The sequence below is a fragment of the Streptomyces sp. NPDC055140 genome, assembly GCF_053607285.1.
Genome location: NZ_JBSGTG010000001.1, coordinates 691,204 through 709,789, shown reverse-complemented (window position 1 = coordinate 709,789; position 18,586 = coordinate 691,204). Strand labels below are relative to the sequence as shown.

The following is an 18,586-nucleotide window of genomic DNA, read 5'->3' as shown; positions in this document are numbered from 1 at the left end:
TGGAGGTCACCGGCTGGAAGTCACCGGCCGGAGGTCACCCGCAGCAGCCCCCGCCGCAGCAGCCCCCGCCTCCGCCCCCGCCGCCCGCGGGGCGGGCCGGAGCGGAGGTCGATGCGGTGCCGCCCACAGCGACCGTCGAAAGCAGCTTCACCGTGTCGTCGTGGCCCGCGGGGCAGTCCGCGGGGGCCGAGGACTCGGCCATGGGGCGGCTCAGTTCGAACGTGTCGCCGCAGGTCCGGCAGCGGTACTCGTAGCGTGGCATGGGCACAGGTTAGCGGCCACGCCCGACGGACGTCAGCGCACGACGGTCCCCTGGCCCGCCCCGAGCAGCCCGAGTTCCGCCCGCGTGGGGGCCCCCTCCCAGTCGCCCGGCTGCGCGACCGCGAAAGCGCCCGTCGTCACGGCGCGGTCGAGGCGCGCGGAGAGATAGCCGGCGACGAAGGCGTCACCGGCCCCGACGGCGTCCACCGCGCGCACCGGCCGGGCCGGGACAGGTAGCTCACCGTCGGCCGAGTGGGCGACCGCCCCGTCGGCGCCGAGCTTGACCACGACCTCGCGCACCCCGAGATCGAGGAGGGCCTTGACCGCGTCCGGCCCGGGCGGCGCGCACAGCGGCAGCTCGTCGTCGGAGGCGATGAGGACGTCCACGTAGGGGATCCAGTCGCGAAGTTCGGCGGCGGCCTCCTCAGAACTCCACAACCGAGAGCGATGGTTGGCATCCAGACTGACCGGAACGCGGTGTTCGCGGGCGAGTCGCAGGGCGCGCCGGCACGCATCGCGCGCGGAGGTGCCGAGCGCGGGCGTGATCCCCGTCAGATGCAGGACGCGGGGCCGCGGTCCGGCCGAAAAGGCCCGCTCGACGCGGTCGGCGTCGAGCCGCGAACCCGCCGAGCCCGCACGGTAGTACTGGACCCGCGTCACCTCGGGCAGCCGCGGCTCGAACAGGATCAGGCCCGTAGGGGCGCCGGTGTCACGGGTGACGCAGGACGTGTCGACGCCTTCGGCGCGCAACGTGCGCAGCACCAGTTCGCCCGCCTCGTCGGCGCCGACCGCGCCCGCCCAGCGGACGCTGTGGCCGAGCCGGGTGAGCCCGATGGCGACGTTCGACTCGGCGCCCGCGACGGACAGGTCCATCGAGCCGCCCAGCTTGAACGGCCCGCGGCCGCGAAGCGCGACCATCGTCTCGCCGAAGGTGAGCACGTCGACGGGGGAGGCGGCGGGGGACGTGATGGAGGAGGCGACGGGGGAGATGGCCGGGAGAGGGCTCGACCCCGGAGTCGGTCCCGGCGCCGTCATCCGCACACCGCCTTGAAGTCGGCCGCCCGCTTGCGCAGCTGACCCAGGTCCCCGCCGTCCGCCGCGTCGCCGATGAGCGGCGAGCCGACCCCGACCGCGATGGCGCCGCCCTCCAGATAGGCGGTCGCCGCCGCCGCGTCGACCCCGCCCACCGGCACGAACGGCGTCCGGGGGAACGGCCCCCGCAGCGCCTTCAGATACGGCGGGCCGCCCATCGCCGACGCCGGGAAGATCTTCAGGGCCGTCGCCCCGGACGCCTCGGCCGCGATGACGTCGGTCGGGGTGAGCACCCCGGCGAGCACGGGCAGGCCCTGCCGCAGGGACTCGTCGACCCCGGGGCCGAGCCCTGGCGTCACGATGAGGTTCGCCCCGGCCGCGGCCGCTTCGCGGGCGTCCTCGGAGGTCAGGACCGTGCCCGCGCCCAGCCAGACGTCATCGCCGAGCTCGTCCCGCGCCCTGCGGATCACCGTGAGGGCGTCACGGCCGCTGAGCGACACCTCCACCAGCGGGATTCCGGCCTCGGCCAGGGCCATGACCGTACGGAACGACGCGTCGGGATCGCTTCCCCGGACGATCGCCACGAGGCGCTCGGCGCGCAGTGCGGTAGTGAAGTCCATGGTGCTCTTCCTCGGTTCCTTCCAAAGGGCGTTTCGGGGCATTTGCGGCCCGCGCTGGCTCCGCGCGCCCTTCGACGACGGGCTCACCCCAGCCGACGACCCCTTCGTCGGTCTCCACGCGGACGAACATCCAGCGGGACCGAGCAAGGAAGGTCTCGATGCGGGCGATCTTCACGTACGGGTTCCTCTCGGGTGTTACGGGGGTGGAGGCGGGGCCGGTGTCAGGGGTGTCCGCGCCGGGACAGTTCGATCACGTCGAGCATCGCGGCGAACGCGCCGTCCTGGTCCCGCGCGCGCACGCGGTCGGCGACCCGGGCGTGGGCGGGCAGCGGGTGCTCGTGCTGTCCGGCGTGCACGAGCCGGTCCCGTACGACCAGGGCCGGAATGATGACGCGCCGCATCTGCGCGAAGAAGGGGTTGCCGGAGGCGGTCAGGAGCGCCGTGTGGAAGGAGGCGTCGGCGCGCACGGCGAGAACGGGGTCGCCTTCGGTCATGCCGGCGTCGGTCATGACGGGCGCCTGCTCGGCGGCGGCCATCGCGCTCAGTGCGGCGTCGAGGGCGGCGAGATCCGTGTCCGTGCGGTGCGACGCGGCGAGCGCGGCCGCGGCGGGCTCGACGGCGCGGCGGAGGTCAAGGAGGTCGGTGAAGAAGGCGCCGGGCGCGCCGGAGTCGATCGTCCAGCGCAGTACGTCGCTGTCGAGGAGGTTCCAGTCGTCTCGCGGGCGTACGAACGTCCCCCGCTTCTGTCGGGCGTCCAGCAGGCCCTTGGTGGTCAGCACCTTGATCGCCTCGCGCACCACGGTCTGGCTGATGTCCAGCTCGGCCATGAGCCCCGGCAGATCGAGGAGATCCTCCTCCGCGTACGTCCCGTCGAAGATCCGCCGCGCGAGCGCCTCCACGGCGGTCCGGTGGACGCCGCGTCCGGTGTACGAGACCCCCGGCGCGCCGTCCCGGCTCGGGCTGTCCGTGCGCGGGCCACTCCTGTCCTTGCGCGTCATGGGGGCAGCCTCGCACGTGAGCTGGTTATTTATCAATTATTCTCGACGCCCGGGCCCATCAGTGATCTTTGTGGTCTTGGTGGCGCCGGAGACCTCGGTGGCCCTTGCGGCTTGGATGACCTCGAGGGTGGGGTGCGGCTGCCGGGCGGCGCGTGTGCGGTCCTCGTGGGCGGCGGCTTCCGGGTGGCGCGCACGCCAGTACGGGTTGTCGTGCGGCAGCGTTCCGCTGACGCGCCCGTACATCCCGAAGGCCATGAGCATCACGCCGACCACGAAGCTGAACAGCACGTTCTGGATCTGGAACGCGAGGAAGTTGTAGTCGGTCTGGAGAAGGGCGAGATTCACGAAGCCGCTGAGGATGAACAGGATGCCGAAGGTCATGTTGATCGTCGAGGCGACGTTCCGTCCGATGATCATGCCGACGAAAAGGATCAGACCGACGCAGATGGACAGGACGCTGAGGGCGCCGTTGGTGTTCAGGCCGGCGACCTTGTCACCGCCGGTGTCGAAGAATCCGATGTGATCGATGACCCCCAGAATGCCGAAGGCGACCAGCAGGAGCCCCATCAGACCCGCGCCTATCCGGTAGACCTTGCTGAGCCCGTGGTCGACGGGCAGATGATCGTCGAGGACGACGCGCTGGTGCCGGAACCGGGATGGGCGGACTTCGCGTACATGCGTGGCCATGATCGCCTCCCTTGCACATACGTACTTCAAGGATCCGCCCGCAGCCCCTAGGCCGCCAACAGGGACAGCTCGGGGGGAGAGAGGCAGAGGCGGGGCAGCTCAGCGGCCGGCTCAGGAGGGGTAGCTCAGGAGAGTGCGGCGCAGGAGGGTGCGGCTCAGGAGTGGGCCCCCCGCTCCTCCCTGATCTGGGTGACGACGCGGGCGACCGTCTGCCGGACGGCCTCCGTCTCCGTGAGGAAGTGCCAGTAATCGGGGTGGCGCCCCTCAAGAGCGGCGACGGCGCGGTCGAGGCGACCCACGGAGTCGTCGAGGGGGCGGGCGTGCCGCGGCTCGGGTGTGCTGCGCCCCGACATGGCGAGCCGCTGCGCGTCCCGGACGGCGAACCGGGTCCGGTCGATCTCCTGCTGCGGGTCCTTCGCCACGGCGTTCAGCCGGTGCAGCCGGTCGGACGCGGCGGACACGTCCTCGTCCGTCGTGTTCAGCAGGGCCCGGACCGTCGACAGGCGCGACGTCGCGTCCGGCCACCGCTGCTCGTCCCGCGCCGCACGCGCCTCGCCGAGCTTCAGCTCCGCCTGCCTTACGTTCTCCGCGGCGCGCTCCGGCACATGCTGGAGGTCCTGCCAGCAGGGGGCCGTGAACCGTCTGCGCAGCTCGCTCAGGATGGGCTCGACCTGCCCGGCCCGCGTGGTCAGAGCCTGCGCGCGCGTCCGCAGCGACACGAGGCGGCGGTCGATCTCGGCGGCGCGCTCCGGCAGCCGCTGGGCCTCGGCCCGCACGGCCTCGGCATCCCGGGCGACCCGCTCGGCGCGCTCCAGGGTCTCCGGCACGCCATGCTGGCCCGCGCCCTGGTTGAGCCGGGTGAGCTCGGGCCCGAGGGCGGCGAGGCGGGCGGCGAGATCGTCGGCCTTGAGCCCGGCGCCGCGCACGGCGTCCAGGGAGTTGCTCGCCGCGAGGAGCGCCTGCCGCGCCCGCTCGACGGCGGGGGCCAGCCGCGCCAGCTGCGTCTCGGCCTTCCCGAGCAGCGGCCCGAGGCCCTGCGAGAACCGGTCGAGGTCCAGCTTCACCTTGGTCAGCTCGTCCGTGGCCCGGCTCAGCTCGGCGCGCGCCCGCGAAGCGACCGACGCCTCCAGGTCGTCCCGGTCGAGGTCGTGCGCGTCCACGGCGGTGATGTACTGCAGGCTGGCCTCGTCGATCCGCCGGCCGAGAGCCTCGAAGTCGGAAACGGTGCGGCGCGCGGCGGGAGAGTCGTCGACGGCTGTGATGGTCTCGATGGAGATCCGCAGATCGCGCTGGGCGGTGTCGAGTTCGTAGAACGCGGCCGCGGCGGCATCCTTTGCGGCCTGCGCCTCCGCCCGCTGGCTCTCCCCACGCCCGAACCAGCGCCGGGTGCCGCCCCCGGCGAACGCGGCCGGTGCCGCAGCGACGGCTACGGCGATGAGAGGCAGCGGAAGCAGGACGAGCCCGAGCAGATCGCGAAGCGCGGCGCGCGGTCGCATGTACGACGCATACGGCCGCATCGGTGGTGTCGCCGTCACTACCCTCTCCCGTGCTGCCCTCGCCCGTGCCTTCATCCGCCCTGCCCGCTGTCATTCTCCCACCGGTTAATGACGAACACACGGGCCGGATAGTTCGCTCTGGGCCCTGGGACTTTGCCGGACGATACGGGTTTGCGGGGTACCACCACGGGCAAGGTAGGCTGTCGAATCATCCCGGGCGCGTAGCTCAGTGGTAGAGCGCTGCCCTTACAAGGCAGATGTCGGCGGTTCGAAACCGTCCGCGCCCACCAGTCTCGGGACATGAGTAAGGCCCAGGTCAACCGGTGCGAATCCGGGGACCTGGGCCTTAGTCGTTCGCGGCCGCTCTTGGGCACCGTGCCACTTACGTGCCAGATGGGCCGTGCGGGGGCCGCTTCACCTTCCTGATCTGGCCGTCCACGTAGTCGGCGATCACATGGTCACGATCGTTGGCGAGGTGGTGATAGATCAGCGCTGCCCGCACGGACGAGTGCCCCATGCGGTGCGTCAACTCGCGCGTGGAGGCGCCGCCCGTCGCGGCGAGGGCGTTGCCGGTGTGCCAGAGGTCGTGGAAGTGGACGTCGCCCGGGCCGGTCGTGGCGAGCGCGCGGTGCCAGATCCGTCGGAAGTTGTTCCGGCGCAGGACGCCACCGCGGGCCCCGGCGAAGACGAGCCCAGTTCTGTCGGCATCGGCGTACTCGGCCAGGTGGTGCGCCAACTCCTCGGAGAGGGAGGCCGGAAAGGCGACGGTACGGACACCGGCCGCGCTCTTTGGAGCCTTGACGGTGAGGCCTTCGGCGCGCGTCTCGGCGTAGGCGCGGCGGACGGAGACGGTACGGGCCTCCAGATCGATGTCACGGCGCTGGAGGGCCGCAAGCTCGCCGAAGCGGAGCGCGCAGAACGCCGCGAGGAGGATCAGCGCGCGGCAGTGGGGCGGAACAGCGTCGGCCAGGCGGTACACCTCCGGAACGAAGAGGAACGGCCGCTCGGTGTGCGTGACTGATCCGGCGCCTTTGATCCGGCATGGGTTGCGCTCGATCAGTCCGTCGTCGACGGCCGTGTGCAGGATCGCGCGGAGGACTTGGTACGCCTTGGCGACGGAGCCCACGTACAAGGACTACTGGGACATCCGCGTAATCGAGTGGCCACCGCCTGAGCGGCTCTATCGAGCAGTAGTGAGTCACTTGTCGATGGGTTTGGGAGGCGCCCCGATCTGCGGTCGGGTGATGTCGACAAGTTTGGGAGGCGTGGTGGCTCTTGCCAGGGCAGTATCGAGATGCTCTTGGTGAAAGGTGCTGGTCATGCCGCAGATGGTGCGCTCGGTACTGTCCCAAGAGGGATTTCCGCAGCGTCCTGGGCGTGGAGTTCGGAAGGGGAGCCGGTGCTGATCCAGGCAATTGGAGCCGTGCTGCCGGCGGCGCTCGCGGTCGCCCTCAGCCCTTTCCCTCTGATCGGGATCGTGCTGATCCTGGCCGGCCGGCAGGGCCGGCGCAACGGCCTGCTGTTCACGGCCGGGTGGATCGCCGGGCTCGGGATCGTGGCGACGCTCGTCGTGGTCGTGTTCGGTGGAGCCGACGACCCCGAAAGCCCCTCGTCAGCGATCGCAGACTGGGGACGGGTGCTCGCCGGAGTGGCCCTCATCGTGCTGGGGGCGCGCAAATGGTGGCAGCGTCCGCGTGCCGGCAACGAGACCGTGACGCCACGCTGGATGGCGTCACTCGATGACGTCTCGGCCCTGCGGGCGCTGCTCCTCGGTGCGCTGCTGTCGGGCGCCAACCCGAAGAACCTCGTCCTGACGGCTTCGGCGGCCACGTCGATCGTCGAAGCGGGGGCTCACAATGGCGATCTCACTGTGGCCGTCACTGTCTTCGTTCTCGTCGGATCCTGCACCGTCCTCGGCGCCGTCATCATCCATCTCTTCGGCGGACAGCGCGCGGCGTCGTTCCTGGACAGTGTCAGGCAATTCATGATCACCAACAGCACCGTGATCACCGTGATCGTGCTTCTCCTTCTGGGCGCCAACATCCTGGGCGACGGACTCACCGGACTCGGTCGGTGAGTCCTCCCATCGGCAGCACGGGTGAGGCGTCAAGCCGAGCGGCTTCGTTCACCTGAGGAAGATGCGGGGAGATTGCACAACCCCGTCATCCCGAATGGCCGGCTTGCTCTCGTTTGCCATGCACGAACGCTACGGACGGGCCCTCATCCAGTCACAGCGCATGATTGACGCGAGGCGACCTGTTGCGCCGTCATTTCTCATCATCAATCCGGGTGGGCTGATCACCAACTGCCGCCGGAACTCATGCACAAGTGCTGTCACTGGACATCGACGAAGCCAGCCTGAGCCCAGCGCGGTGAGACTTTCCCTACTTCATCAAGGCCCGCGCACGGCGCGGCGCCGCGCGCGGGTGCCGGCCGGCTCGTGGTGAGCGTGGTGGGCCGGGGCGGATCGTCTGCGTCGCTGATCAGTTGTCGGTGCTGGGCGCTACCGTGAGGCCCCACTAGGCGGCAGCTACGGAACAGGGGCAAGCCATGGGCGCCAGCGGGTGGGACTATGTCGCTCCCTACCGAGGAAGCATCGAAGCGACGCTAGAGGCCCTGCACGACGAGGTATTTCAGGAGCTGTACGGCGACGGCAACGAGTACGAGAGCCGGGCGGAGCTTTACGCCGACGAAGAATTCATGGGTGAGGAAGGCACCCACTCGATTCTGGACGTGCAGCGCATAGTCGAGACGACTGAGCCCCCTCAGAAGCTCAGACAGGTTGACTACTTCACGCTGCGCCCGCTGCCTGCGGCCCGACTTGTGCACCACTTCGGCACGGACCGCCCAACCGTGCAGCAATACGAAGACGCGATGGCTCGGTCCCTTGAGGCCATGTGCACGAGATGGCCCGGAGACAAGGACACGACGCTGCTGAGTGAGGACCGGATGCGCTGGACCGGCGTCTACGTGGTCCTTTACACCGACAGTCAACGCACCCATGTCGGCTTCTTCGGTTCTTCCGGGGACTGATCCTCACCTGCGAAGGTCCCACCGCGCAGCACCTCCGTTTTAGGCCCCACATGGCGGGCCCGGCCACCCGAAAGCCCAGACGCCACTGGGGACCTGGGGACGTAGCCGGGCTTCTCTTGCTGGATCGCGAAACAGCTTGAGCGCTGCGGGCGTGCCACAAACGCGCCAGATCGAGCGGGGAGTCACGGGGAACTCCGGTGGCTGACAGGGGAAACAGCCAGCATCTACCGATGTCGCGTTGCCGCAGGTCGCGGCCCACCTCTCCCCCCTCGCTCCTAAAGCGGGTATCGATTGCCTGAGCATGCTTCGGCAGAGCGTCAGCCGGTCGTCGGCAACATCCCTCTACGCCCTTGCCGTGTGCTTCCCTTCGCCAGGTGCAGGACCGATCACGGGGTTCGTGGTGTCAAGCATCGTCCTTCAGTACACCGATCTCCTGCGGACCAGCGACTACGACCTGTGGAGCCGGTTGCGGGCGCTCCTGAGGGCCCAGGGGCTCGATCCGGACCGGACGATCGTCGTCGACCTCTTGCAGGAGGGCCCCGATCACGAGGACGGCCAAGTCATCTCCGAAGACGGCAGGGTCTACAGGTTCACCCTCTCCTATGACCAAGCGGCAGAGCACGGCGCGCGCAGCGCCTACCTCGACGGCTGGGCCGACATCACCGATACGTGGCGGACCGGATCGCTGGCTACCCGAACGGCAGACGCCTTCGCCTGGGTCTCTTCGCCCACTGAGTCGAGTTGACCGTCGGCGCAAGGGCGGTCAGCCGCTGACCCGGCTGAGTATCTGACTGCGTGACAACGCCCACGGACAACGGCGGACGGGCACGGACGCCTGCGGACCATCAGCGCGGCTGATGGGCAAGCCAGCCCAAGCAGAGACCCCGCCCAAGTTGCTTCGGGACGAAGCGGTCGTGTGCCACAGCCGTGCCACATCGTGCGGTCAAGCACGGTCAATGACAGCTCGGCGCAGTCGAGATGCGCTGTTCACCTGGGCTGCCGCTACAGCCGGGGCGACCTGGGCGCTTTCGCTTCGGATCACGGCCGCCCTTGAAAAGCAGGCTCAAGCCGCCCCGGAACTGATCACCCGTTAAGGGGCCGTGATCACTCGCGCCAAATCGGCTCCAGCGCCAAAGTCGTTCCACCGACATCTGCGGCCAAGGCGAAGCAGCGCGAGGCCCACTGCCACAACGGCGTGTTGCCATAACCCGGGAAGCCTCACCCATATATTGTCAAGTAGGCTGAATGCATCTTGCAAAAAGAAGTGAATAGAAGTAGTCACCTACTGGCTTGACGGCGAATTTGTGGAGTCGGAATGATGCTTGGAGAGCCGCGCGATCCGAGCCCGAATGCTAAGCGAGGCCTACCCGAAGTCCACTCTGTTCTGCGAGCCACCGCGGCCGCGGCGGCGGGTGGAACATTGGTTATCTGGTGGCCGGCGTTCACATTCGGCGCCTATAACGACATCTTCTTCGACAGTGTGCTGGCTCTCTGGGCTGTGGCCACGGCCGTACTGCTCTCGGGCCTGGTACTGCGCAGAAGAGTTGCCGTGCCCTGGGGCAGTTGGATCGCATTGCTACTGCCGTCCCTCTGGATTGTTCTGGGTATGACGGCACCAAGAAGCCGCGGTTTCCACTACCTCCATTACTTCGAGGCGCTGATTACCCTGGTGGCTGCCCCGTATCTAACCTGGCTGCTGACGAAAATTCTACTTTCCGACTATCACGAACTTCCTGTAGCTCAGCGTTTCATGGCCGTCGGCATCACGGTGGTGATCGGAATCATGGCCTTCCTGCTCGGCAAATATAACGATCTGTTCCTTACGTGCGCAGACTTTAACGTGAGCGGCAATAATGTACCGCCCGGCTGCGCTCAAGGTCCGCCTTTCCGCCTGCGCTGAATGCTCGGTAAAGGACTGGCGGAACCATGACTCCGGCGTGACTATCCGTACTCAATTCGACTCGCCTCGGTGCCAGTAGACAGTCACACCACCCAACCCGACCTCATGACGTGCGTGCCCCCGTCCAAACCTGTGCGCGGGCCGTGCCCCTGTCGGCCACAGTTCTGGGCCGGCCTCGGCTCCTGCTACTCGGACGACTACCGGGCCGGCGACTTGAGGGGTGGGTCCGACAGCCCGGACTCTGGGGAATCGGCGCGGTGCTTGTGGCCTGTCTCGGGTTCGGCAGCGCCATCTTGGGGCCTGAGCTGGTCGCAGCCGGCGTCGATACTGCGGGTCATGAGCAGAGACTGCGAAGTGATCGTGATCGCGTTTGGTGGCGACGACGTGATGGAGCCGCTGACCCAACCCGACGCCCATAGGGAGTGGCACCAGTGCTTCGAACCCATCAACGGCATGGACGCGTGGTCCATCTACTTCTGGAGACGCAACTGGGCTGGTCTCCTGGCTCATTTGGAACAGATGCCCTGGCGGTTCCCGGGTTCCGTTCAGATCCTGCTTCGGGACCAGGACGACGACTGCTTCGGGCTGTGGATGATGCATGGGAGCCGGCTGAAGGAGGTTCAGCTCCCATGCACCGTCAGGGAGGAAGATGACTTGTCCGTCCGCGGTACGAGGATTTCCCGTACGGACAAGGACGGTTGCTCCTACCTCCTGGACTGAACGCACCCCAGCGGCCCGCGGTCTGTGTCAGCAGGGCTCGTTGAACTTCACAGCGTCGAACTTCACCGGCCGGCCGTCGAGTTCGGTGCCTGACGGCGGGTTCTGGGTGCAGATTTGCCAGTTGGACTCCATGAACACGATGCGATTCTGGCCGGTCGCGTCGTTCACTGTGATGCTGTAGCCGCTGTCGAGGGCCTCGCGGGCCGCCTTCACCGACTTGCCCTTGAAGTCGGGCATCGTCGACCCGGCCGCCTGCGGTGTGCCCGCGTCCTTCGACGGGCATTCCTCCTCCAGCTTGACCGTGGCGAAGTCGATCTTCGTGTCCGTGGCGTGCTTCCCGGCCGCCGGGGTCTGCGAGCACACCTTCCAGTTGCGGTCGAACGCCTGCATGCGGCCTCGGCCGAGGGCGTCGTGGGACGTGAGTCCGTAGAAGCCCGCGGCCTGCGCCTGGTCCTGGGCGTACTGGAGGCCCTTGCCGGTCATGCTCGGCAGGCTTGCCGTCTCGGTGGCGGTGGCCTTGCCCGGGGTGGCGGTGGTGGCCGGGGTGGGGGTTCCGGGCGTGGTCTGAGGTGCTGCCGGTTTGTCGCTGACCGTTGCGGCTCCGCAGCCCGTGAGTGCGAGAAGTGCGGTGCCGACGAGTGCGGTGACGCTCGTGCGCGTGCGCATGTCGTAGTCCCCCTGGGATGGTGCGTGCGCAGAAAGGGCATTATGTGCCATGTGAAGGGAACGTGAAGGAGTCTTCCGTTATGTGGGCCCACGGGAGAGTGGAATGTCCGTGTGGGGTGGGTGCGTTGTCGACGTGCGGTGCGCTTGACGTCGTAACTTCCGTCACTCTGCGGGGGTTTCACGTGACCTTCACGTGCGTGGACGTAGGCTTCACGTTATGGCCACGACTTCCGAACCCGCGACCGTGCGGCCTGCCGCCGAGGTGAACGAGCAGATACGTGCCCTTTGGCTGTGCGCCGGGGGGCGGTTGAGCGCGGAGGAACGGGTGGAGTACGAGGCGCTCGTGGTCGAGTGGGCCGCCGCCATGCGCGAGGCCGCTTGAGCATCACCCCGCCTGTGGGGGTCCGGCCGGGTCCGGTCAATCCGGGGTGGGGGTGCCCGCCTCGTGGGCCCGCTTGAGCTGCATGCGGGCGTCCACCGTGTCCGGGCCCGATACGTCCTTCCAGTGGCGGTGGCACGTCACGAAGACCGCCAGCTCGCGCTCCCGTTGACGGAGTTTTTCGACCTCGGCCTGTTCGTCCGGGGTCCAGCCGGGGGATGCGGGGCGCTCGCGCTTGCGCCAGCCGTGGTCGTCGCTGAACCCGTCGAGAGGGTCCACCGACCAGGGAAGCCGCTTCAGGAGGGTCAGGAGCTCCGCCCTGACCTGGTGCAGCTCCTCCTGGCCCGCCAGGAGGTCACTCGGGAAGTCATAGGTCGCTGCCACGCGGCAATGCTACGCCTGTTCGATTTCTTGAGGCGAGCGATGAGGGGCGTGTTCATTCGTACGTGTGTTTCGAACGTACGTTCTTTCCGAAGGCGTGCGCGAGGGCGGGGGAGCGCGCGAGACTGGAGGCATGTGCCGCAGCATCAAGACCCTTCGCCCGCCCGTCCTCCCCGAAGAGGCCACCGAGGAGGAGATCCGGGCCGCAGCCCTGCAGTACGTGCGCAAGGTGTCCGGCTTCAGGGCGCCCGCCGCGCACAACAAGGAGGTGTTCGACCGGGCCGTGGACGTCGTCGCCCAGGCGACCGCCGAGCTGCTCGACGGGCTCGAAATCCGTGGCCAGGGACGCCAGTTGGCCCCGGAGTCTGCCGCCTAGGGACGGGCCCAGGCGTGGGCCTCGGCTGGGTCAGCTCGCCCGTTCCGCCGGTCGCCGCATGAGGAACGCCGCCCCCGCTCCCGCCGCGAACAGCGCGAGCAGTGACACCCCCGTGGCCAGCCAGCTCGCGCCGAGCCACTGGCCGCCGAAGTAGCCGAGGGCCACGCTGTAGCCCGCCCAGGCCACGCCCGCGAGGGCGGACCACGGCAGGAACTCGCGGACCCGGCGATGAGCCGTGCCCGCCGCGAACGAGACGATCGAGCGGCCCGCCGGGGCGAAGCGGGCGATGACCACGAGGATGCCGCCGCTGGAGCGCGCCAGCGCCCCGCCGAGACGTTCCTGCGCGCTGGTCAGGCGGCGGGAGCGGGCGATTGCGCGGTCGAGGCGTTCGCCGCCGCGCCAGGCGATGCGGTACGCGACCAGGTCACCCAGTACCGACGCCGTGGCCGCCGACAGGATCAGCGCCAGGATGGACGGCACCTCGGGCGTCACCTGCCCGGCCGCCGCCCCCGTGCCGGCCGCCGCGGCGGTGGACGCGGTGATGATCAGGACGCCGCTCGGCAGGACGGGCAGGAACACGTCGAGCAGTACCGAGAGGGCCACCACCGCGTAGATCCACGGACCGCCGGTCAGCGACCCCACACTCTCCAGCACCGCGACTCCCCGTGATCCGTGTTCGTGAATTCCCCGGTCGGCGACTGACGCCGCGGTGTCGCGGGGAGCGGCAGGGGCGGCTGATGACAGCTGTACAGCGTACGCCTCGATTGTGGCTGGAGAGTCACCAGGGGCTCAGGTGTTCTCCAGGTCACGTTCACCCGGGTGCCGCGTCGCACGCGCGGTACGCCCCGGTAACCCCGTACGGACGACGGGGCGGGAGAGCCGGCCCGGAGCGGGTGGGCGAAAGCTGGAGGGGCGGACGAAGGTGGCAGAAATCGTGGCGGTAGCCGTGGCGGCGGCCGTGCTCGCGGCAGGCGGCGGGCATGGGGACCGAGGATGGCGGGACGGCCGGCAGTGCGACGGTGGATCAGGGTGGGTGCGAGGTGCGCGAGGTGGCGCTGTTCTCGCCCTCGAACGCCTTCGTGGCGTCGCCCGCGCTGACGTACGACATGAAGCTCGTGCCTGCCGGGGGCGGATCGAGGTCGTTCAGCGCGGCGGTCGCGTGAGCGTGAGCGTGCGGGTCGAGGGGCTGGCCGCGGGGCGCGCGTACGGCGCGCATGTGCACCAGGGGGAGTGCGGCGGGGATCCGGCCGCGGGCGGGCGCTACCAGCACCGCGAGGATCCGGTGCAGCCGTCGATGGACCCGGCCTATGCGAACCCGGAGAAAGAGGTCTGGCTCGGGTTCACCACGGACGCGCACGGTGCGGGGGCGGCGACCGCGCGGCAGGGCGGGGAGTTCAGGCCTGGCGAGGCGCGGTCCGTCGTGCTGCACGGGATACCGGGCGGAGCGGGCGCCCGGATCGCGTGCTTCACGGTGCCGTTCGAACCGGCGGCGTTCGAACGATTCCCGGTCGAGCCGGTGTCGGTCGAGGCGATGCCGTTCGAACGATTGCCGGTCGAGCCGGTGTCGGTCGGGTCGCCGGTTCACCTGGGGAGGTGAGCGGCGGGGAGGGGGGTACCGGCGCGCGGCGCGCACCGGTACCTCCGTCAAGCAGTCACAGCATCAAGCCGCGGCGGGCTCCCGCTCCCCGGCGGACGCCGAGGCGGCCGGGTTCTCCGCGCTCTCGCCGCGGGCGGTGAGCAGCCGGTCGAGGCCGAGCGCGCCGGAGCCGGTGAAGACCAGGAGCAGCATGGCCCAGCAGAACATCGCGGACGGTTCGCCGCCGTTCTGGAGCGGCCACAGGGCCTCCGGCTGGTGGACCTTGAAGTACGCGTAGGCCATCGAGCCGGAGGCTATGAAGGCCGCGGCGCGGGTGCCGAGGCCGAGGGCGACGAGGATGCCGCCGACGAGCTGGATGACGGCCGCGTACCAGCCGGGCCAGGTGCCGGTGGGGACGGTGCCGCCGCCCATCGCTCCGCCGAGGACGCCGAAGAGCGAGGCGGCGCCGTGGCAGGCGAAGAGCAGGCCCACGATGATGCGGAACAGGCCGAGGGCGTAGGGCTGGGCGCTGTTGAGACGTCCAGTCATGGGGGACTCCTTGTGTCGGTTGGGGACGAACCGATGGAGGCCACAGGTTAGGGGACCCTAATCAACGCTTGCAAGTTCAACATCTGGCCGGGAGTGCTGCTCTGCGCCGGGTTCCACGCGCTCCCCGGAAGCCGTCCGCAGAGCCGCTCGTGCGACCGCGTCCGCGTCCGAAAGGGTCACCGAATCGACCCCCGGCCGGGCCCCCGCCGCGGTCACCCAGTGCACCCCCTCCGTGGGCACGCCGACCGCGAACCGCCTTGCGTGCGGCCGTCCTTGACGGTCGATCAGACGGTACGGGCGCGGTGTCACGTCCACCCCACCCGTCGCGTAACCGTCGAGCGTGTGCGGCCGGACGTGGCCCGTCTTCAGGAGCCCGGCGAGCAGTTGGTCGCCGGTGCGTGCCACGTCCGTCTCCGGCAGCCGCGCCTCGACGAGTGTGGTGGCTGTCACGGATGATCCGGGCACATCGGGCGAGTGCGCGACGAACGCGCCGTCCTCGGCCCGCACGTCCAGGCGCGGCCCGACCACGGTCAGGACGCCGGACTCGACGAGCGCGGTCATCTCCTCGATGCGCCGCCGGGGCGGGCCGATCGACAGAAAGGCGTTGAGCGGGGTGTACCAGCGGTCGAGGTGGTCGCGTCGCGATGCGCCGCCGATCCCGCCGTGGTCGACGGCCTGGCGCAGTTCGTTGCGCAGGTCGCGCAGCACGTCCAGGGCGGCCTTCACGGGACCGTCCGTGTTGCCGAGCGCGGCGTGCGCCGCGTCCTCGCGCAGATGGGCCAGGAGCCAGGTCCGCCACGCGGCGGGCGAGCCGAAGGAGAGCTCTGCGTGCGGCCGGGAGACATGGTCCCAGGACCAGCGGAGAACCTCCGGAATCCCGAACTCGTACAGGACGTCGGCCTCTTCGGAGCTCTGGTGCGGCGCGGCGAGGAAGCCTTCGCGGAAACCGGCGTCCCCCGCTCCCGCGCGGCGCAGCAGGGTCTCGTAATAGACGGTCTCCACCTCCTTCGCGACGAGTGGCCAGATCTCGCCCAGGAAGTCCGGCGCGTCCCCGGAGTCCGCGCGCTTGCGGAAGCGGGCGATGACCTCGGGGGTGAGAACGGCTGGTTCGTGGCGCCCGTACGGGCCTTTGGCGTTGTCGCCGCGCGCCTGGTACGGGATGCCGCGGCGCGAACCGGCGTACAGGCGCGGCTCGCGGCCCGAGGGCTTGTACCGCAACTCCCCCGAGGATGTGCGGCGGTAGCGTCCGCCGCGGCCCTCGGTGAGCAGCGCCATGTGGTCGAAGAAGTTGAGGCCGAGGCCCCTCAGCAGGACGGGTTCGCCCGGGGGGATGAGGGAGAGGTCCAGGTCGGCCGGGTTCGCGGGCTGGATGTGGCGCAGGCCGTGCTGCCGCGCGTACTCGGTGAGGCGCGTCTGGGCGGGGCTCGCGGCGGTGGGCAGATGGCCCTGGGCGAGGACGACGGCGGACAGGCCGGTCAGTTCGCGCCCGTTGTCGAGTACGAGGGTCTGGCGGCCGTCGTCCGCGTCGTCGAGACGCACGGCTCGCGCGCGATGGACCTCGACGCGTACGGCGTCGGGCGCGCAGCCCACGGTTTCGGCGAACACCCACTCCAGGTACCGGCCGTAGAGGGCGCGGGTCGGGTAGTCGTCGGGGCCGAGGGTGAGGCTCTGGCGCTGGGCCCACTCGTGCAGGCTCGGCCCCCGGCGTATCGGGCCCGAGCAGTCCACGCTGTCGTCGGTGAACAGCGTGACCTGTGAGGCGACGGTGTTCATCAGGAGTTCGGGCGCCTGCGAGGTCCGCCAGACGCTGCCGGCTCCCGGCGGCGCCGGATCGACGACGTGGACGGTGAGGTGGGCACCGGGCGGCAGGAGCTCGCCGGCGGAAGCACAGAGTCGTTCGAGGACGCTGGTGCCGCGCGGGCCCGCGCCGACTATCGCTGCGGCCGGCGCCGAGCACACTGCGGACAAAGAGGGACTCCCGGGGCATGTGGGGCTGCTGGAAGCGGAACGTCCGCTCATCATGCCGGGTCGCCCTGTCAAGGGAAGAGCGGAGTCCGGGTGTGCGCCGTATCTTCACCCGGCGGCCCCGTGGGCGACAGGCCTGGTCACGCACGGTCATTCACAACATTCACTCAGTACGGTCATTCACTCAGCACGGTGTCCGCCGCCTCCCGCAGCCTGGCCTTTTCGCCCGGCACCGCCTGCGCCTGCCGGAGGCGTAGCCGTGCCGTGCGCCCACGCAGGGTCAGGGTCATCAGCTGGTTGCCGAACCAGGGTCCGCCCGTCTTGCGCCAGGAGACCGGGGGAGCGGCGAGGCGGCCGTGCCGGGCGAAGCACCGTCCGAGAGCGCGGCCGAAGCGGCTCCAGCCGAAGCGGAATCCGACCTTTATCGAGCCGGGGATCGAGTTGTGCACCGGTGAGCAGGTCAGCTGCAGGACCCGCGCGGCCGGGGCCGCTGCGTCGTGGGGCCAGGCGGGTTCGGCTACGTATGCGTGGTGGACGTCGCCGGAGAGTACGCACACCGTCGCCGGTGCGCCCTCACCGCTGCCCGCCTCGGCGATCAGCGCCGTCAGCGCGTCGAACGACGCGGGGAACGCGGCCCAGTGCTCCAAGTCGGCCCGCCTGCGCAGCTTTTCGCCGAACCGGGCCCAGCGCGCACCGCGCTCACCCCGGCACAGTGCGGCGTTCCACCCCTCGGCGTCGTGCACGAGATGCGGCAGCAGCCAGGGCAGCGAGGTCCCGATCAGGAGGTGGTCGTACGCCCCCGAGGTGTCGTCCGGTGACGCCCCCGTCCCCTCCAGCGCCTGCTCACGCAGCCACGCCGCCTCCGACGGGTCGAGCATCGACCGGTCCGTCTCGGCCAGGACGCGGGCGGCCCGCGTGTCGACCATCAGGAGCCGTACGCGGCCGAAGTCGCGCCGGTAGCTCCACCGGACGGAGGTCGCGTCGGCGTCGGCGCGGGCGGCGAACTCCCTGAGCGCGTTCGTCCCGTCGGGGTCCGCGCGCACCGCCGCGTACACGGGGTCGGCGGCCAGTTCGGCGGGCGCCAGATTGCCCAGGTGCTGATGGACCCAGTACGACATGAGGCCGCTGAGAATCCGCTCGTTCCACCAGTCGGTGGCCCGTATCTCCGCGAGCCAGGAGGCGCTGGTGTTCCAGTCGTCTATGACGTCGTGGTCGTCGAAGATCATGCAGCTGGGGACCGTGGACAGCAGCCAGCGCACATCGGGGTCGAGCCAGGACTCGTAGTAGAGCCGGGTGTACTCCTCGTAGTCCGCGACCTGGTTGCCCGGGGCGTCGCGCAGGTCGCGGCGGGCGGCGAGATAGCGGCGGGTGGCCGGTGAGATCTCGTCCGCGTAGACCTGGTCGCCGAGCAGGAGCAGTACATCGGGGCGGCGCTCGGCATCGGGTGCGGAGGCGAGCTCGGTGGCCAGCGTGTCCAGGGCGTCGGGGCCGACGGGATCGTGGTCGTCGGCGGGCGGCGCGGCCCACCGGCACGAGCCGAACGCGATACGGACGGGGCGTGCCGCGTCGTCGTACGCGGGTGTGCGGATCGTGCTCGGCGGAACGGGCGAGTCGGCGAGCGGCCAGACCGGGGCGCCGTCGAGCAGCACCTCATAGGCCGTCGCGCTGCCCGGCGTGAGGCCCGTCACCGGGACCAGCGCGTAGTGGTGGCCGCAGATCTGGAACGTGCGGGCACGGCCTGACGAGCCGTCCGCGCAGCGCACTTCGGCGGTGCACGGACGGCTCGCCTCGACCCAGACGGTCGCCGACGACTCGTCCACGTATCTCAGCAGCGGTCCAAGTCGCAGCCGTGCCACGTGATCAGCCTCCTCAGTCGCCCCGTACGGTACGGAACGACGGAGGCCGGCGGGGAGGTTCCGGCAGGCCGGGATTCAGATCCGCGGCACG

At 69.8% G+C, this 18,586-nt stretch carries 22 protein-coding genes, 1 tRNA gene and 2 pseudogenes; 10 read left to right on the top strand and 15 right to left on the bottom strand.

Annotation, left to right across the window (positions count from 1 at the left end; genetic code table 11):
• Positions 1-34 precede the first annotated feature (34 nt).
• The 7 genes and pseudogenes from ACWFR4_RS03335 to ACWFR4_RS03305 form a co-directional block, all read right to left on the bottom strand.
• On the bottom strand, positions 35-262 hold the full coding sequence (locus ACWFR4_RS03335; protein ID WP_116502294.1) for an FmdB family zinc ribbon protein: 228 nt from the start codon (positions 260-262) through the stop codon (positions 35-37).
• A 32-nt stretch (positions 263-294) separates the two neighbouring features.
• Positions 295-1,296, bottom strand: coding sequence for a sugar kinase (locus ACWFR4_RS03330; RefSeq protein ID WP_453650508.1), 1,002 nt, complete (start codon positions 1,294-1,296; stop codon positions 295-297).
• On the bottom strand, positions 1,293-1,913 hold the full coding sequence (locus tag ACWFR4_RS03325; protein ID WP_453650506.1) for a bifunctional 4-hydroxy-2-oxoglutarate aldolase/2-dehydro-3-deoxy-phosphogluconate aldolase: 621 nt from the start codon (positions 1,911-1,913) through the stop codon (positions 1,293-1,295). The genes ACWFR4_RS03330 and ACWFR4_RS03325 overlap by 4 nt, the downstream gene beginning before the upstream one ends.
• Before the next feature lie 43 nt (positions 1,914-1,956).
• Positions 1,957-2,088: pseudogene (locus tag ACWFR4_RS03320) on the bottom strand (galactonate dehydratase); the annotation flags it as partial.
• Between the two features lie 46 nt (positions 2,089-2,134).
• Positions 2,135-2,911: a FadR/GntR family transcriptional regulator gene (locus ACWFR4_RS03315; RefSeq protein WP_453650504.1), complete on the bottom strand. Its 777-nt coding sequence runs from the start codon at positions 2,909-2,911 to the stop codon at positions 2,135-2,137.
• Between the two features lie 36 nt (positions 2,912-2,947).
• Complete coding sequence (locus ACWFR4_RS03310; protein WP_453457476.1) at positions 2,948-3,598, bottom strand: DUF4383 domain-containing protein; 651 nt, start codon at positions 3,596-3,598, stop codon at positions 2,948-2,950.
• Positions 3,599-3,753: 155 nt separating this feature from the next.
• Positions 3,754-5,094: a hypothetical protein gene (locus tag ACWFR4_RS03305; RefSeq protein WP_453457507.1), complete on the bottom strand. Its 1,341-nt coding sequence runs from the start codon at positions 5,092-5,094 to the stop codon at positions 3,754-3,756.
• Between the two features lie 215 nt (positions 5,095-5,309).
• On the opposite strand from ACWFR4_RS03305, the gene ACWFR4_RS03300 reads away from it, so the two are divergent.
• A tRNA-Val gene (locus ACWFR4_RS03300) sits at positions 5,310-5,384 on the top strand.
• Positions 5,385-5,476: 92 nt separating this feature from the next.
• On the opposite strand, the pseudogene ACWFR4_RS03295 reads toward ACWFR4_RS03300, so the two are convergent.
• Positions 5,477-6,214, bottom strand: a pseudogene (locus ACWFR4_RS03295) (tyrosine-type recombinase/integrase); the annotation flags it as partial.
• A gap of 78 nt (positions 6,215-6,292) precedes the next feature.
• Positions 6,293-6,415: a hypothetical protein gene (locus ACWFR4_RS03290; RefSeq protein ID WP_453650502.1), complete on the bottom strand. Its 123-nt coding sequence runs from the start codon at positions 6,413-6,415 to the stop codon at positions 6,293-6,295.
• Between the two features lie 78 nt (positions 6,416-6,493).
• On the opposite strand from ACWFR4_RS03290, the gene ACWFR4_RS03285 reads away from it, so the two are divergent.
• The 5 genes from ACWFR4_RS03285 to ACWFR4_RS03265 all read left to right on the top strand — a co-directional run bounded on the left by ACWFR4_RS03285 (position 6,494) and on the right by ACWFR4_RS03265 (position 10,747).
• Complete coding sequence (locus tag ACWFR4_RS03285; RefSeq protein ID WP_453650500.1) at positions 6,494-7,171, top strand: GAP family protein; 678 nt, start codon at positions 6,494-6,496, stop codon at positions 7,169-7,171.
• A 473-nt stretch (positions 7,172-7,644) separates the two neighbouring features.
• Positions 7,645-8,127 carry a hypothetical protein gene (locus tag ACWFR4_RS03280; protein ID WP_453650498.1) on the top strand — a complete coding sequence of 161 codons (483 nt, stop codon included), beginning with the start codon at positions 7,645-7,647 and terminating at the stop codon, positions 8,125-8,127.
• A 400-nt stretch (positions 8,128-8,527) separates the two neighbouring features.
• Entirely contained in the window at positions 8,528-8,872 is a 345-nt protein-coding gene (locus ACWFR4_RS03275; RefSeq protein WP_453650496.1) for a hypothetical protein, read from the top strand.
• A gap of 570 nt (positions 8,873-9,442) precedes the next feature.
• Complete coding sequence (locus ACWFR4_RS03270) at positions 9,443-10,027, top strand: hypothetical protein (RefSeq protein ID WP_453457469.1); 585 nt, start codon at positions 9,443-9,445, stop codon at positions 10,025-10,027.
• A gap of 336 nt (positions 10,028-10,363) precedes the next feature.
• Positions 10,364-10,747, top strand: coding sequence for a hypothetical protein (locus ACWFR4_RS03265; RefSeq protein WP_453650494.1), 384 nt, complete (start codon positions 10,364-10,366; stop codon positions 10,745-10,747).
• 27 nt (positions 10,748-10,774) lie between these two features.
• Here the strand turns inward: ACWFR4_RS03265 and ACWFR4_RS03260 are convergent, their stop codons facing one another.
• The gene (locus ACWFR4_RS03260) at positions 10,775-11,413 is read right to left on the bottom strand and encodes a PASTA domain-containing protein (protein WP_453650492.1); all 639 of its coding nucleotides are present in this window, start codon (positions 11,411-11,413) and stop codon (positions 10,775-10,777) included.
• 217 nt (positions 11,414-11,630) lie between these two features.
• Here ACWFR4_RS03260 and ACWFR4_RS03255 point away from each other — a divergent pair, with 217 nt between their 5' ends.
• Positions 11,631-11,795 (top strand): hypothetical protein, encoded by a 165-nt coding sequence (locus ACWFR4_RS03255; protein WP_453457460.1) that lies wholly within the window; start codon positions 11,631-11,633, stop codon positions 11,793-11,795.
• 36 nt (positions 11,796-11,831) lie between these two features.
• On the opposite strand, the gene ACWFR4_RS03250 is transcribed toward ACWFR4_RS03255, so the two are convergent.
• The gene (locus tag ACWFR4_RS03250; RefSeq protein WP_453457458.1) at positions 11,832-12,176 is read right to left on the bottom strand and encodes a hypothetical protein; all 345 of its coding nucleotides are present in this window, start codon (positions 12,174-12,176) and stop codon (positions 11,832-11,834) included.
• 130 nt (positions 12,177-12,306) lie between these two features.
• On the opposite strand from ACWFR4_RS03250, the gene ACWFR4_RS03245 reads away from it, so the two are divergent.
• Positions 12,307-12,549, top strand: a complete 243-nt coding sequence (locus tag ACWFR4_RS03245) for a DUF2277 domain-containing protein (RefSeq protein WP_116502304.1) — start codon at positions 12,307-12,309, stop codon at positions 12,547-12,549.
• Between the two features lie 30 nt (positions 12,550-12,579).
• On the opposite strand, the gene ACWFR4_RS03240 is transcribed toward ACWFR4_RS03245, so the two are convergent.
• Entirely contained in the window at positions 12,580-13,203 is a 624-nt protein-coding gene (locus tag ACWFR4_RS03240) for a DedA family protein (RefSeq protein ID WP_453457455.1), read from the bottom strand.
• A 326-nt stretch (positions 13,204-13,529) separates the two neighbouring features.
• Here ACWFR4_RS03240 and ACWFR4_RS03235 point away from each other — a divergent pair, with 326 nt between their 5' ends.
• Together ACWFR4_RS03235 and ACWFR4_RS03230 are read left to right on the top strand one after the other, a co-directional pair.
• The gene (locus ACWFR4_RS03235; RefSeq protein WP_453650490.1) at positions 13,530-13,712 is read left to right on the top strand and encodes a hypothetical protein; all 183 of its coding nucleotides are present in this window, start codon (positions 13,530-13,532) and stop codon (positions 13,710-13,712) included.
• 2 nt (positions 13,713-13,714) lie between these two features.
• Positions 13,715-14,146 carry a hypothetical protein gene (locus ACWFR4_RS03230; protein ID WP_453650488.1) on the top strand — a complete coding sequence of 144 codons (432 nt, stop codon included), beginning with the start codon at positions 13,715-13,717 and terminating at the stop codon, positions 14,144-14,146.
• 63 nt (positions 14,147-14,209) lie between these two features.
• Here the strand turns inward: ACWFR4_RS03230 and ACWFR4_RS03225 are convergent, their stop codons facing one another.
• The 3 genes from ACWFR4_RS03225 to ACWFR4_RS03215 all read right to left on the bottom strand — a co-directional run bounded on the left by ACWFR4_RS03225 (position 14,210) and on the right by ACWFR4_RS03215 (position 18,495).
• Complete coding sequence (locus tag ACWFR4_RS03225; protein WP_453457446.1) at positions 14,210-14,674, bottom strand: DoxX family protein; 465 nt, start codon at positions 14,672-14,674, stop codon at positions 14,210-14,212.
• Positions 14,675-14,731: 57 nt separating this feature from the next.
• Positions 14,732-16,693 (bottom strand): FAD/NAD(P)-binding protein, encoded by a 1,962-nt coding sequence (locus ACWFR4_RS03220; RefSeq protein WP_453457502.1) that lies wholly within the window; start codon positions 16,691-16,693, stop codon positions 14,732-14,734.
• Between the two features lie 122 nt (positions 16,694-16,815).
• Entirely contained in the window at positions 16,816-18,495 is a 1,680-nt protein-coding gene (locus ACWFR4_RS03215) for an alkaline phosphatase D family protein (protein ID WP_453650486.1), read from the bottom strand.
• Positions 18,496-18,586 lie beyond the last annotated feature (91 nt).

Excerpts from the sequence above, each read along its gene's own strand:
- ACWFR4_RS03335 (WP_116502294.1), bottom strand. The coding sequence starts at position 262 with ATGCCACGCTACGAGTACCGCTGCCGGACCTGCGGCGACACGTTCGAA.
- ACWFR4_RS03330 (WP_453650508.1), bottom strand. The coding sequence starts at position 1,296 with ATGACGGCGCCGGGACCGACTCCGGGGTCGAGCCCTCTCCCGGCCATC.
- ACWFR4_RS03325 (WP_453650506.1), bottom strand. The coding sequence starts at position 1,913 with ATGGACTTCACTACCGCACTGCGCGCCGAGCGCCTCGTGGCGATCGTC.
- ACWFR4_RS03315 (WP_453650504.1), bottom strand. The coding sequence starts at position 2,911 with ATGACGCGCAAGGACAGGAGTGGCCCGCGCACGGACAGCCCGAGCCGG.
- ACWFR4_RS03310 (WP_453457476.1), bottom strand. The coding sequence starts at position 3,598 with ATGGCCACGCATGTACGCGAAGTCCGCCCATCCCGGTTCCGGCACCAG.
- ACWFR4_RS03305 (WP_453457507.1), bottom strand. The coding sequence starts at position 5,094 with ATGCGACCGCGCGCCGCGCTTCGCGATCTGCTCGGGCTCGTCCTGCTT.
- ACWFR4_RS03290 (WP_453650502.1), bottom strand. The coding sequence starts at position 6,415 with ATGACCAGCACCTTTCACCAAGAGCATCTCGATACTGCCCTGGCAAGA.
- ACWFR4_RS03280 (WP_453650498.1), top strand. The coding sequence starts at position 7,645 with ATGGGCGCCAGCGGGTGGGACTATGTCGCTCCCTACCGAGGAAGCATC.
- ACWFR4_RS03270 (WP_453457469.1), top strand. The coding sequence starts at position 9,443 with ATGATGCTTGGAGAGCCGCGCGATCCGAGCCCGAATGCTAAGCGAGGC.
- ACWFR4_RS03265 (WP_453650494.1), top strand. The coding sequence starts at position 10,364 with ATGAGCAGAGACTGCGAAGTGATCGTGATCGCGTTTGGTGGCGACGAC.
- ACWFR4_RS03260 (WP_453650492.1), bottom strand. The coding sequence starts at position 11,413 with ATGCGCACGCGCACGAGCGTCACCGCACTCGTCGGCACCGCACTTCTC.
- ACWFR4_RS03255 (WP_453457460.1), top strand. The coding sequence starts at position 11,631 with ATGGCCACGACTTCCGAACCCGCGACCGTGCGGCCTGCCGCCGAGGTG.
- ACWFR4_RS03245 (WP_116502304.1), top strand. The coding sequence starts at position 12,307 with ATGTGCCGCAGCATCAAGACCCTTCGCCCGCCCGTCCTCCCCGAAGAG.
- ACWFR4_RS03235 (WP_453650490.1), top strand. The coding sequence starts at position 13,530 with ATGGGGACCGAGGATGGCGGGACGGCCGGCAGTGCGACGGTGGATCAG.
- ACWFR4_RS03225 (WP_453457446.1), bottom strand. The coding sequence starts at position 14,674 with ATGACTGGACGTCTCAACAGCGCCCAGCCCTACGCCCTCGGCCTGTTC.
- ACWFR4_RS03220 (WP_453457502.1), bottom strand. The coding sequence starts at position 16,693 with ATGAGCGGACGTTCCGCTTCCAGCAGCCCCACATGCCCCGGGAGTCCC.